This is a genomic window from Methanomicrobia archaeon (genome assembly GCA_016930255.1).
GTDB lineage: Archaea > Halobacteriota > Syntropharchaeia > Alkanophagales > Methanospirareceae > JACGMN01.
The window spans coordinates 1-12,291 of the sequence record JAFGHB010000039.1; the positions used below are offsets into that span (position 1 = coordinate 1).

Here is a 12,291-nt window from a genome sequence, read left to right on the forward strand (position 1 = left end):
ACCGAAGTATTGAGCATATCAAGTCCAACATTGGTTCTCATGTAAGTTTTATGGAGTTGGCTTACAAGCCATAGAATCAAATCAGAGAAGCCTATGCCAAAGAACCCAAGTATCATATCGATTAATCCGATCACGCCCAGGATGATCCCCCCTATTATTGCGATAATCAAGCCCACGGGCCCAAGCATTCCGATCAGGAAAAATATGAGTCCAATAAGGAAAAGACAAATCGCATATAAGCTCATAATGGCCGCATAGAGAAATCCTTGGAATGTTCCGGTTGCTGACCATCCTTCACTCATAGAAATGAGAAAGAAACCGAGCAGTGCAAAGCCTATATCAAGTACCAGCCCTACGACACTCAAAATTATCGTGACCGCATTAAGAACCTTCGTCAGCTTTGTACTGGTATCGGCAACAGCTTTAAATGCCTTTCCAAGCGTTTCCCAAGTAGATAGAAGGCCAAACCACTCAGCCTTAACAGTCTTGAAAGCAGTGAAAAGGTATTTTCCCGTTACTACGTAACCTATAAGGTCATTAATAACGGAAACCACTTTGAACGCAGTACTTACAGAAGTCTCTACAAGACTTGCTACAAAGGGCTTTTCATACGCTTTGAAATCGGTAAGGTCATCCCCTATCCTTGGTACGGTTGACTCACCCACATTCCAAGCAAGCGCTAAGAGCATCATGGAGGATAAGGTATCTTCCTCCAGACCGATAGACTCTCCCCATTCCTGCATTTCAGCCATAACCGCTTTTGTTTCAAGGACTTCTTGAGTGGTGGTATTATACCAGCTTGTCTTCAACATTTTCATGGTAATCATCGGCTCGCTCCGCAAGTCTACCGAGAGATTATTTCCCAGGATGCAGGAGTGCGAGTCAATCTCGGACAGCTCTGTCTTCGTGAAATTACTCGCAAAAGCAGCAATAACAGGAAGAATCTGGTTCTCGGGCAGCGAATTCAGGGCAGCGGGCGTCATCCTGCTGGTAATGTTCAACAATGCCAGATCCTGATGCGAGAAGCTCTTGATTGACGAAGTAATACTCACGTTATGATTGGCAAGTTCTGCTGGCATATCGTATACTAAAGTCTGATTATTTCTCAGGAACGCATATGCCAATAAAAAGTTGGCACCTATCGTCTGGTTAATATCATCACTATAAAACAGGCCTACGTCATTACCATAGCTCTCCTCAACACTGAACCCGGTGAGTGTAAAGCGTTCGTTATACTTGACAAGCGTGGTATTTTCGGATAGTATTGTCCCATTTTCCATGCGGTCGGTCTTTGCCTTCACCAGCCAGATAAGACTTGCATTCCCTCGGATGTCAAGCGGCTGAGAGGCGGGATAGAACATTTTGCCACCTAGAGCCACATCTGCCCCGCGGCTCTGGACCTGAGCGAGAGGAACATATGCCCTGTCGGCAAAGATGCCAATACCATAATCCGTCACCTCTGATTGCGCTGGAACCTGATTTAAGGTCAACTCAAGCATGGGGATAATTTGGATATCATCCGTGGAATTATCCAGATCCTGCATCGTGCCCTTACAGTCATAGGGCCAGTCCCAAGTCCGTAAAGGCAGCATCATATTGTCAGGATTGTCAGGTCTTAGCTGGAAGTTTATGTATGTGGGATGCCCGTTGGTCTTGATATCAAAATTGAAGCTTTCGCTTGTGCTGGATTTTGAGAACGGGGACAAATCTAACGTATCAGTCACGCCGTCACCATCATTATCGAAATCCCACTGATTGGGAAAGCCATCATCATCACAATCAAGAGAGGAGACGTTTGTCACCTCGAAATAATCCGATAAACCATCACCGTTTGAATCCGGCTCCAGAGGGTCCAGATTATTCCTCGCTTCGTACGAATCAGTCAATAGGTCGAAATCCGAATCTGAATTGTTCAAGTCAGTGCCGAGTATCCACTCCACCGAGTCGTAGAGACCATCACCGTCAGTATCTGTTCGGTTAGTCAAAGGCGTTGCATTCTGAAGGGCATCCACATCGATTTCAAAGCTCTGCTGCTGATTCGCCGCGGCACGCATCTGCCCAAGCGCGCTCAAAGCGGAAGCGGTGGCGGGTGTGATGGAAGAAGGCGCTGGTTTTGAATCCAACCGTAACGTAGTCTCAGCAGGTCGGGCGATGGCTGGCTGCAAAGCGGCCGCTACGAGCATGCAGATGGCGAAAAACGCGAAGATACAGAGTGATTTTGAAGAGTGTTTTAACATTATCACTCTATATAAACGTACACTTCAATGTTACATTTAAACGTTTCTGTTCTGCTCGAACTCTTAGACGTATGCTTATTCACTCGATAAGCTCTTGCAGGACCGAAACCACTGTATCCAACTGCTCTTTACTGATGACTAATGGTGGGACCAATCGAATCACATTCCCGACGGTGCAATTGAGCAGGATTCCTCGTGCAATAGCCTTATCTAGGAGTTCGCTACAGGGCATTACTAATTCGATCGCCATCATCAGCCCTTTGCCTCGTATCTCCTTCACCACCAGACGTGATTCCAGTCCGTTCTCACCGTGAACTCGCTCCATGACGTAGTTGCCGAGTTCTCGTGACCGTTCCACAAGTTTCTCATCTTCCATCACGCTAATAGAGGCTAATGCCGTCGCACACGCCAGCGGATTGCCACCGAAGGTTGACGCGTGCTCACTGGCTTCGAATTCTATGCCATCGCGTGCAAGCATGGCGCCGATGGGGAAGCCCGCGCCCAACGCCTTTGCAAGTGTCATTATATCCGGCTCGACACCATCGTGATCCTTGCCAAACCATTTACCGGTGCGGCCAAACCCGGTCTGCACCTCGTCCAGAATCAGCAAGACTCCTTTCTCCGTGCAGATCTCGCGTACCTCGTTCAAATAGCCCGCAGAGGGCACAATTACGCCATTTTCGCCCTGGATGGGCTCTAATATAACTGCAGCAGTCTCGTCGTCGATCGCGTCTCGAATCGCCTCGGCATCGTTGTATTGCACGAATTTAACGCTCTTTAGGAGCAACGGCTCGAACGGGCGTCTGAATTTCGGCTCATACGTTGCACTCAGGGAAACCACGGTTCTGCCGTGAAAACTTCCTTGTGCCGCGATGAAGCCACGCTTGCCGGTTACTTTACATGCCAGCTTCATTGCGGCTTCTATGCTCTCCGCGCCTGAATTACAGAAGAACGCCTTGGCCATGCCGCTCAGCTCCGATAGCTTCTCTGCGAGTTTCACCTGCGGCTCCGTATAATACAGATTGGAGACGTGCATGAGTTTCGCTGCCTGTTCCTGGATCGCCTTGACAACAACGGGATGGCTGTACCCCACGGCATTCACCGCAATGCCACCCACGCAATCGATATACTCGTTACCGAAGAAGTCCTTCACTACCGCGCCTTTGCCCTCTTTGAGTACGAGCTGCGGCCTTTTGTATGTTTGCATGATATACCGCTTCTCAAGCGCAATAATCTCTTCCTGAGACGAAAACATCTCATCCATTCACCTTCCTAGCTCCTTCAGCAATTTCCGAGGATTCACGTCCATCGCTTTTCGCACTTCGTCGGGGTCTAACCCGGTACCTGCGAGGATTCGTGCACCGAATTCTTCGGTCAGGAAATCGTCCGGAGAATGCAAATCCGAATTGAGCACGACGCTCGCTCCGACGTTCCGTGCGACTTGCGCAACGTGCCCATTGGTCAGGGAATGCCCCTTTCGTGACGAGATTTCGAGATAAATGCCATTTTCCTTTGCTCGTTCCGCTTCCTCTTCTGTTATCAGGCCGGGATGTGCGAGTATGTTCACGGCGGGGTTGCTCACGGCTGCTCTGTTCGTGCCGCTTTCCACAGGCTCCGCGATCGTCTCGCCATGCACCACCACCAGTTCCGCACCCAAATCCGTTGCCTTTTTCACGAGTGCCCCGATCTTCTCTGGCGGCACATGCGTGATTTCCACGCCTCTTATCACTTCTATCTCACTGTTTGGGTTAGCCTGGAGTTCTGATTTCTGTAAACACTTCAGTATGTGCTCCACGTTCGTGAAATCCACGTGGTCCGTTATTGCAACCGCTTCGTAGCCGTGAACGACCGCTCGCCTTACCAATTCGCTCGGGATGAGCTCGCCGTCGCTGAGGAGCGAATGCGTATGTAGATCAAACATTTTTACGTTTACTTGCCTCCGCTCTTAGTCTTAGATTTCTCACGCAGCTCTTTTATCCCGTTCGCAATTTCTTGCACGATCTCGCCTTTACGGCCTTTTTTAGTCACTAACACGCGACCGCTCTTGTCCCAGTGCGCCTTCGGATACGCCTTCTCCTTCTCCACTTCAGGCTCAAGGTTGAGCGTTCGCGCAACCGATTCGATCTCCTCCACTTTTGGCGATTTCACAGCGTGCTTGCGCGCGACGAGTCGCCCTTCGCTTTTCGTTTTTCCCGCGGCCAGATACGCAGGCCAGATGACCATCTTCTTCATAAACTGTTCTTTTGAAAAAGAGACCTTAACTAAAGAAAAAGCTTGATGGCCGGAATCAAATCGCTATACTTATTCTCGTTGATTGATGATAGATTGCTCTTTGAGGATTGACGTTGCTGAAGAAATAACTTGAGATTGCTGGAATGCTTCATCAAGGAAGCGTTTATAAAAGTGATTGCAGCCCAGCCCATATATCCTGAATATTGATACCCAACTGCTGCCATACGACGTACGCACCGATGAACGTGCCCGCAATGCTGCCCAGATTCGCCAGTGCCGCGACAAGGATAACTTTAAACAGCCGGTTGCTCATCAATTCCCGCACCGATTCCACCTCGAGCATGCTCTTTACATCGTCCAGAGACGGCTTTCGGAAATGCGCTTCCGCCAGCCCGGCGAACCAACCAGCCGCTAAAAACGGGTTGAGTGACGTAAGCCAGGCCACGGCAAATGCGGTAAGCGCCGAAATTGGATGCCCGCGTGCGATGACCACACCAGCCGCCGAGAGGACGCCGTTGATAGCGAACCACCACAGAAACGCTCGAAGCAGCACATCTGCTGATATGTCCGTGAAGATGAAGGCTAAAAGGATAACCACGAACGCTACGCCAATCCCGATCCCTAACAAGCTCCCTATCGATATGTTAACCCGTTTCTTCGGCAGCGAGCTCAACTCCTCCTTCGTTGGTAACAACTCAGGCTGACTTAGAAATTTCTTTATTCCCGCTACGTGCCCCGCACCGACGACTGCAACTATTTTTGGCGCTTCATGCACGGCCGCGGTTGGATCCCACGTCTCGGACGGCTGATACGATGCAGTTCGCTCGAATGTTACCACCGGCTTACTTTGCAGTTCCAGTAAGCTCCTTGCGATATACGCGTCTCGTTCATCTAACAGTGCCGTTGCGGCACCGGGTGAGAACTCGCGGAGCTCTTTCATCAATTGCGTCACGACGTCGTCATCCGTCAGTCGATCAAGCGTGATCTCTTGATTCGAGCCCATAACACCGGTCAAGAATTTCTTATCCCCGCGCTCCTTTCCTTCGCCACCCTCATCTTCCGCTCCATTGTCGCCTCCTATGCTGGCGATCGAGAAGATAATAGAAAAGAGCATCTTGAGCTTCTCCCAGAGCCGCATCTTCTTCCAGAATCGCTGCATCGTTATTTGTATTGGACGGTCGATCAGTGCCACATCGCAACCCAGCTCCTCCGCTTTATTTATCGCGGCCATCATGTCCGCCCCCGGCTCTATTCCTAACTCTGCGCCCATTTTGCGCTGTACGTAGGCAAGCAGCCAGTGCGTGAGGATCAAAAACGGATTGCCAGAGCTGAGCATTTCTTTTGGCGATAACTCCTTCACTTCGCCTTTCAATGAGTCGAACCTTCCCTTATCTAACTCAACAGCGACGACGTCAGGCCTCTCACGTTCTATAACTTCTTCTACCTCTTTCACGCTCTTTTCCAAGACGTGCCCGGTTCCTACCAATAGGATAGTTCCTAAATCATGCTCGCTCATACCTGCTTTTGCCCTCTTGGTACTTGCCGCCTGTACATCAGTACGTAATAGCCCTGCGGAGTTATAAATTCTGAACACTCCGAGCACGGGAAATTGTGAATGTTACACGCCTATTATGCATAGCCTGCCGTTTTATAGCGTAAGAGAGCAGCAACACCGCCAAACGCGCGTTTTAACTGCGATCCTTCCTCGAATTCCGTCGAGATAAATTCCACGTTCGCGCTCGTCAGCTCAGCCTTCTCCACCAGCTCGCGTACAAACTCGGCTTTGAGTTCTTCCGAGATCATCAACGTATCCACGGCGCCCAACTCCAGGTTCTTTCTCACGTCCTGCTCACCGTATGCCACCATCGCCTCGTTATTCGCTATGAACTCCATGAATCGCGCCATGAGCTTCTTCTCACGCATCAAATCCATTCCTTCCAGAACTTCTCCCGCCGCGTCCACGAGCTCATAAAGGCCTGATTCGTCGGTATACGCGACGTCAAACTCCCCGAGGATCTTATTCTGCAGTTCGTAATGCAGGTGCGACCCTTTTATGAAATCCTCCTTCGTTGGGCTCGGACCACCGATCAGAAGCCCCTTGAGTCCCTCAACTTGAAGCAGGATCTGTGATGTGTGTTCGCCGATCCGTTTATAAAAATCATCGGTTGCGATCTCACGCAGACGTTGGAATCGAGCCGCAGACTGCCCGCCTTTCCGTATCTTACCCGGAACGGACGACGTCAGGTGTTTCACGGGCTCCACGATCTTACCATGCAAGATCCCGATCGTCGCTTCTCGTTTGTCCAGCACGAGCAAGCCGTATTTCTCTTTCTCCGTCACGAGTTCTTCCAGCGGCTCGAGGAAGAAACTCGAATCGCAATGATAAATATAAGAATAGATCTTTGCTGGCGGCTCCACGATGTACGTTTCTATATCTGTCTTGTCTCCGCCCTTGTCGATGGCACCGCAGAAGATCACCAGACCGTTTTCTCCCACGCGCACATAGCGCAGCTTCGCCAAGATGGATTCCAGCGAGCTTTGCACGTTCGTGCGGGTAATCTTACTCTTGATGTTCATTGCCTGCCCGTGTTCGTCACGGAGTTGAGACGTAACGTCAGATATCTGCTTATCAGGCGGAATGTAAACTGACACGAGCTCCGTGCCTCGTCCGCTCTTCTCCCTCAATTCTTCTAATACTTTCCTGAATTCGTACTTCTTTATTTGATCCATAGCTCATAACCTTATTCCTTTTTTGCGCTCACTTATTCATATCGCGTGTGCGCTCGTAAAAACCCAAAAAGGATTTTCCTGCTCTCTCACCGCGTTTCTTCTTTTATAGTGAAATAAAAGAGAAGGTTAGTGGATGCGTCGACCGGGATTTGAACCCGGGCTGTAGGCTTGGAAGGCCCAAGTCATACCTCTAGACCATCGACGCGCTTTCCTCTGCTTATTTATTACGCCGAGTTACTTATATATTTTTACCGGCACGTTGCCGTCCTAATCCATTTTTACCGTCATCACGCAACAATACTCGTCCGTACACGCGAACTCCGGTATTCTCTCTAATAACCGTAATTGAAATACGCTTTCTGATCCCGTTAGTGGCTCTTTCAGAAATGCACAAGCTAACAAGGCAGATTGAGACGCGTTATCCTGTTGTATGTCATCGTCGTTTTCCTCATTGCCGGATTCGAAGGCCTCTTCTTCTTTAAACACGGGTTTTATTTCTATAAAACGGGAATTATAAAACGAGACGTGTGCAATGAAGGCCAAACACCTCGAAGGAATAAGCGCAAACGTACTTCTCTTGGGCATTGTTAGTTTTCTGAACGATTTGAGCAGCGAAATGATCATCCCGATCTTACCGATACTCATAACCTCGTTGGGCGGTGCGGGTCTGATTTTGGGGCTAATCGGCGGATTACAGGACAGCATATCGAGTATTTTAAAGGTCCTTTCGGGCTACTGGTCTGACCGAGTAGGGAGGCGAAAGATATTTGTCTTCGGTGGCTATCTGACTTCTGCGGGCTTCAAATTGCTGCTCGCATTCTCTCGGATCTGGCAGCACGTATTGCTCTTCGCCAGTTTCGAACGCGTGGGCAAGGGCTTGAGAACCGCACCGCGAGACGCTATCATCGCCGATTCTATGCCGGACGCAAGAGGAACGGGTTTTGGCATTCACCGGGCATTCGATACGCTGGGTGCGATCTTCGGCGGTTTGGCGGCGCTCAGTTTGTATTGGTTCCTAGAGTTTGAATTCATGTACATCATCTTTATCGCCGCGATCATCGCTTTTATTTCGCTCGTACCGATTCATTTCATCAAGGAGAGCAAGCGAGCACCGCAGGAAATAAACCTGCAAATAAGCCTGAGAAAGCTGTCTCGGCCTCTTATGCTCTTCATTACGGTGGCTTCCGTCTTTGCACTCGCCAATTTCACCTACATGTTCTTTATTCTCAAGGCGGAGACGGCGTTTATGCCACTCATGCCCTTGAAGGAGTCCGTTGCTCTTGCGATCTTCTTATATGTCCTCTTTAACATCTCCTACGCCCTGCTCGCCATTCCGTTTGGCACGCTCTCCGACAGAATAGGGAAGTGTCGCGTGCTTATCGCCGGCTATCTACTCTTTTCCGTAACCTGCCTCGGATTCGCCTACTTTGACTCGCTCTCTGCCTTCTTGATATTATTCCCGCTGTACGGCGTGGTGTATGCGATGATAGACGGTAACCAGCGGGCTTTTATTTCTGACCTGTCCTCTGCTGATTTGCGGGCTACTGCGTTAGGCACGTTTCATACCATGATTGGGATACTAACGTTACCAGCAAGTTTAGTCGCGGGCTTTTTATGGAATGTAACGCCCACCCATCATTTGACCTTTCTCTTTGGCAGTACGGTCAGTATCATAGCTGTTCTCCTGTTCGTTGCTCTTAGAAAACATTTTTGCGACTTCTGAGGGCAGAGCGAAGAAAGGGAATCTGGCAAATGTTCAACGGGGTAACGGCTGATGAGCGAGTGCAATGATCAGCGCATGGGCTGGGCTTTTTTCAATTTAATGGTCTCCAAAAAGCACCTTTAATTCCGTCTCTTATGAGCTATTCGTTTCCCAATGATTTTGCTCTTTCAGGATATATAAAAAGATCAGTACGCCGAGCGTGTTTGCCGCGACCATTGGAATCGCAATTTGTTCGACAAGGTGTATCGCTTCTGAGAGTGGTCGAGCAATAGCGAGAATTAAGCTCATATGAACGAGTTCCACAACGACACCGAGAAATATCGCCCTCGAATAATATGCAGCTCCCGGTTTAAACTTCTTCGAGAGCAATCCTGCCAGAACTCCGGCGAAGATGGTGGCGATTGGACAGGGAATGGCGGTAAACCCGCCCTGGCTATACCGGTGTATCGCGGCGATAACGCCGGTTAAACCCCCTATTATCGGACCTCCAAGAATCCCTGCCATCATCGGACCTAGATCCCGTATATTAGCAATGGCACCGCTGACGGGTATACCCCGTAGTGTTCCATAGATGGCCAGCACGCTGAAGATAATAACGATCCCTACGTTATCGTAGATTGTACCAGTAGACCTGAAGACCTTTTTGAATGCCCTGCGTTTAGAAAGAAGGTAAACAACAAGCATTACCAATGCCATGCGTTCCATGAGAAGCAGGCAAAACACTATCACAGGATTCATCATACGGGCACCTGTATAAGCTTCGTATTACCTTTTATAAAACTTTGTAAATTTCCCGCGACTCATTTGAACTTCTCTTTACTTTAGCTTCTAACTTCTGAAAAGCCCCTCGTCGCGTAATCATATCGGGTTCGTTTTACCCTTCGGTCGTTCTTTATTTAGTAAAAGCGGCCTGTAAAACCAGCCTGTTCACTCGTGCCTGCGATCTTTTTAAATTGCAATTGGCTGAGCATAAGGGAAAATCACGTGGCCAATAAAAAGCAAGCTCATGAGGGCTAATATGATGTAGATCCAGTAGATGATAGTCCTTATTCTGAATTGCGTTAAATTCATGCGGCGTTTCTTCACATAGTCTTCGGCAGAAGAAAATCTGTCGCAGAGTAAATCGTCAATTCCCAATTCTTTTAGCCCGTTCTTATCAAGAGCATTGTGGATATCAAGTTTATTCCGGATTACAGAGATCGCATAGGTTGCCTGCAAATAATAACGACTCCCCCTGTACAAAATGGCGATCCCGAATAGGCTGAACAGTAAAGCCAAGAGAGGAAAGGTAACGATAAGGATTTTCGGCGCTTGAGATCCTGTTAATACTGCACTTAATCCTAAAAGGGCGGTGACTAACGCTGAAATGAAGTGTGCACTCCGCCATATTGAGGTATGGTACTCGTTCGCCAGGGATCGTTGCTCCGCAAGTAACGCACGTAAATCTTCCTCTTTCATGGTATCACCGACCGGCATCGTTCCGACCTTATTTTTGGGCACATCATATATTCTTCCCCCTCGTCTCGGGCAATACTCTTCGCCGGTATTTCTTATAAGACTTTCGAAATTTCTTTCTCGTTCGTTCCGTTTTCCGAGGATAAACTAAGGATCCTTTTTTTTACTCCGACTTCTTCGGCATATTCCGCACTCGGCCGTCGTCGGTATCGCTCCGTGCGTGCGAGCCATTAGAATGCGTAGATGATCCTTACGCGTGCGGTCACCTCAACTTCTGACGGTGTTATTGGTGTAGCAGGGGTGGGTACCGGGACACCGGCTTCAGCAGGCGCTGAAATCCGATAGACCGGATAGTAGTAATCCTCGACTGAGATTTCTACAGGATAGATCCGTGTTATCCCATGGTCTCAGCCACCACGTCTGCTTTACTCCCGGCATTGTTGACCGCCTTGCGTAATGCATCGCTGTATGCGAGTTCCTGCAAAGACTCCGAAAGTTGAAACGATATCGAGTCAATTCTATTCGCTCCGCCGCGTATGGCGGCATCGATTGCCGTTCCCGCATCGTCGGGTATACACACCACTTCAATCATGTTCGTTGCTCGGTATCCCACGATCACACTCTTTTGCTCCCGGCCGTTCAGCGTCTCCTCTTCAATCCAAGTGTAGATAGGGGTGATTGAATACTGCAACGTCTTCACATCGCTAAATCCCGCCCTTTTCAGCTCGGCGAAGATGGTAGTCATGTTAGCAGAATTAATCGCAGCGGCTTCCTTCGCGGTTACCGCTTCGCTCACTACGGCTACCAGCACGTGTGCCTCGTCCGGTGTGGTTTTAACGATTCCGCTCCCGCTCACTTCTAAGGTTTTGTTAAACGCTTCCTGCTCGGAAATTGAAGGGGAAAGGAGCAGCGCTAGAGCCACTATGACAATCACACCAAGCAAAAGGCCCGCAGCAAAGCCTAGTTTCTTGTTCATGCGTAAACTATAAAGCGTGTACCATAAATACTTTTGTTTCTGATTATCTGAATTTCTTCAAGACGATCATTGCAAGCTGTACTTTCTTAATTTTAAAGCTGAAGTTGAGTTCTTCGAGATACTGGAATATCTTGATGAATTCGTAGGCAGTATCAAAGGCCAAAAAGGCAATGAGATAGAGCCACGGAAGAGCGGACGCCAGACACAAGCCTAAGGTGCCTACCTTCATGCTGCAGCGGTGTGCGAAGAAGAACTCACCAAGTTCATAAGTCTTGTGGGTATCCACATAATCGTTCCCTTTTTCATCCGCGACCCCCATCACGGTAAGGACGATCAAGGGTCCATACGAAAAACGTGACATCATGGTCAGGAAGAGAACGGCAATCAAAGCGATAGTACTCAGCTTAAATGTCACATTGTCCACTTTCCCCGAGAGCAACACGGCGAACAGAATTGCGAACAACACGGTTGCTGAAAAGGAATCGAAAATGGATAAGCTAATCCAAAGAATCACCAGGATAGGGGCCATGAGTATCGCTATCCGCTTGCTAAACGTCTCTTCGTCAAACGCGTCATCAATATACTTCAATCCGAAGCCGATTATTGCAAAAGCAATAACAATACACACGTGATATCCATATTCCATATATTCCGGAGCAAGAGCTAGAGCCATGGCTACCCACCTCTACCTATGGGCTTCTTCAGATCCGGAATAGCCAGAATCGGCGCTCGTTTCATTCTGAGTATCCTCTTTTACCCGCACACCACTTTTACGACCGAGTGAATTTTTCAGGCATCAACCCCCTTATTCCTCGTTTTTTATTTACTACTGGTGTTTAATCCCCGTTTGCTCACCTCAGAACAGCGGCTTTATCGCGTCGTTGGAATCCAGGAGCACTTTGTAATCCTTCTCTTTCTCGCTCGATACTTCCTTGATC

12 protein-coding genes and 1 tRNA gene are annotated in these 12,291 nt (G+C 48.9%); 1 reads left to right on the forward strand and 12 read right to left on the reverse strand.

The window, feature by feature from the left end; translation table 11 throughout:
- The 8 genes from JW878_05955 to JW878_05990 all read right to left on the reverse strand — a co-directional run.
- Positions 1-2,237: hypothetical protein (locus tag JW878_05955; protein MBN1762601.1), on the reverse strand; the 2,237-nt coding region annotated here is incomplete at its 3' end.
- 79 nt (positions 2,238-2,316) lie between these two features.
- Complete coding sequence (locus tag JW878_05960) at positions 2,317-3,492, reverse strand: acetylornithine transaminase (protein MBN1762602.1); 1,176 nt, start codon at positions 3,490-3,492, stop codon at positions 2,317-2,319.
- Between the two features lie 9 nt (positions 3,493-3,501).
- On the reverse strand, positions 3,502-4,158 hold the full coding sequence (locus JW878_05965; protein MBN1762603.1) for a histidinol phosphate phosphatase domain-containing protein: 657 nt from the start codon (positions 4,156-4,158) through the stop codon (positions 3,502-3,504).
- 8 nt (positions 4,159-4,166) lie between these two features.
- Positions 4,167-4,469 (reverse strand): signal recognition particle protein Srp19, encoded by a 303-nt coding sequence (locus tag JW878_05970; GenBank protein ID MBN1762604.1) that lies wholly within the window; start codon positions 4,467-4,469, stop codon positions 4,167-4,169.
- Between the two features lie 163 nt (positions 4,470-4,632).
- Positions 4,633-5,985, reverse strand: coding sequence for a TraB/GumN family protein (locus JW878_05975; protein MBN1762605.1), 1,353 nt, complete (start codon positions 5,983-5,985; stop codon positions 4,633-4,635).
- 113 nt (positions 5,986-6,098) lie between these two features.
- Positions 6,099-7,199, reverse strand: coding sequence for a peptide chain release factor 1 (gene prf1, locus JW878_05980; GenBank protein ID MBN1762606.1), 1,101 nt, complete (start codon positions 7,197-7,199; stop codon positions 6,099-6,101).
- Between the two features lie 134 nt (positions 7,200-7,333).
- Positions 7,334-7,404: transfer RNA gene (locus JW878_05985), tRNA-Gly, on the reverse strand.
- Positions 7,405-7,466: 62 nt separating this feature from the next.
- Positions 7,467-7,685, reverse strand: a complete 219-nt coding sequence (locus tag JW878_05990; protein MBN1762607.1) for a hypothetical protein — start codon at positions 7,683-7,685, stop codon at positions 7,467-7,469.
- Positions 7,686-7,731: 46 nt separating this feature from the next.
- Here JW878_05990 and JW878_05995 point away from each other — a divergent pair, with 46 nt between their 5' ends.
- Positions 7,732-8,922 (forward strand): MFS transporter, encoded by a 1,191-nt coding sequence (locus JW878_05995; GenBank protein MBN1762608.1) that lies wholly within the window; start codon positions 7,732-7,734, stop codon positions 8,920-8,922.
- 132 nt (positions 8,923-9,054) lie between these two features.
- Here JW878_05995 and JW878_06000 read toward each other — a convergent pair whose 3' ends face one another.
- The 4 genes from JW878_06000 to JW878_06015 form a co-directional block, all read right to left on the reverse strand.
- Entirely contained in the window at positions 9,055-9,660 is a 606-nt protein-coding gene (locus JW878_06000; GenBank protein ID MBN1762609.1) for a hypothetical protein, read from the reverse strand.
- Positions 9,661-9,870: 210 nt separating this feature from the next.
- The gene (locus JW878_06005; GenBank protein MBN1762610.1) at positions 9,871-10,380 is read right to left on the reverse strand and encodes a hypothetical protein; all 510 of its coding nucleotides are present in this window, start codon (positions 10,378-10,380) and stop codon (positions 9,871-9,873) included.
- Positions 10,381-10,771: 391 nt separating this feature from the next.
- Positions 10,772-11,353: an SIMPL domain-containing protein gene (locus JW878_06010; protein ID MBN1762611.1), complete on the reverse strand. Its 582-nt coding sequence runs from the start codon at positions 11,351-11,353 to the stop codon at positions 10,772-10,774.
- A 43-nt stretch (positions 11,354-11,396) separates the two neighbouring features.
- Complete coding sequence (locus tag JW878_06015; GenBank protein MBN1762612.1) at positions 11,397-12,026, reverse strand: hypothetical protein; 630 nt, start codon at positions 12,024-12,026, stop codon at positions 11,397-11,399.
- Positions 12,027-12,291 lie beyond the last annotated feature (265 nt).

Bases quoted from the DNA above. Each gene is read 5' to 3' on its own strand.
- JW878_05960 (MBN1762602.1), bottom strand. From the start codon at position 3,492: ATGTTTTCGTCTCAGGAAGAGATTATTGCGCTTGAGAAGCGGTATATC.
- JW878_05965 (MBN1762603.1), bottom strand. From the start codon at position 4,158: ATGTTTGATCTACATACGCATTCGCTCCTCAGCGACGGCGAGCTCATC.
- JW878_05970 (MBN1762604.1), bottom strand. From the start codon at position 4,469: ATGAAGAAGATGGTCATCTGGCCTGCGTATCTGGCCGCGGGAAAAACG.
- JW878_05975 (MBN1762605.1), bottom strand. From the start codon at position 5,985: ATGAGCGAGCATGATTTAGGAACTATCCTATTGGTAGGAACCGGGCAC.
- prf1 (MBN1762606.1), bottom strand. From the start codon at position 7,199: ATGGATCAAATAAAGAAGTACGAATTCAGGAAAGTATTAGAAGAATTG.
- JW878_05995 (MBN1762608.1), top strand. From the start codon at position 7,732: ATGAAGGCCAAACACCTCGAAGGAATAAGCGCAAACGTACTTCTCTTG.
- JW878_06000 (MBN1762609.1), bottom strand. From the start codon at position 9,660: ATGAATCCTGTGATAGTGTTTTGCCTGCTTCTCATGGAACGCATGGCA.
- JW878_06005 (MBN1762610.1), bottom strand. From the start codon at position 10,380: ATGAAAGAGGAAGATTTACGTGCGTTACTTGCGGAGCAACGATCCCTG.
- JW878_06010 (MBN1762611.1), bottom strand. From the start codon at position 11,353: ATGAACAAGAAACTAGGCTTTGCTGCGGGCCTTTTGCTTGGTGTGATT.
- JW878_06015 (MBN1762612.1), bottom strand. From the start codon at position 12,026: ATGGCTCTAGCTCTTGCTCCGGAATATATGGAATATGGATATCACGTG.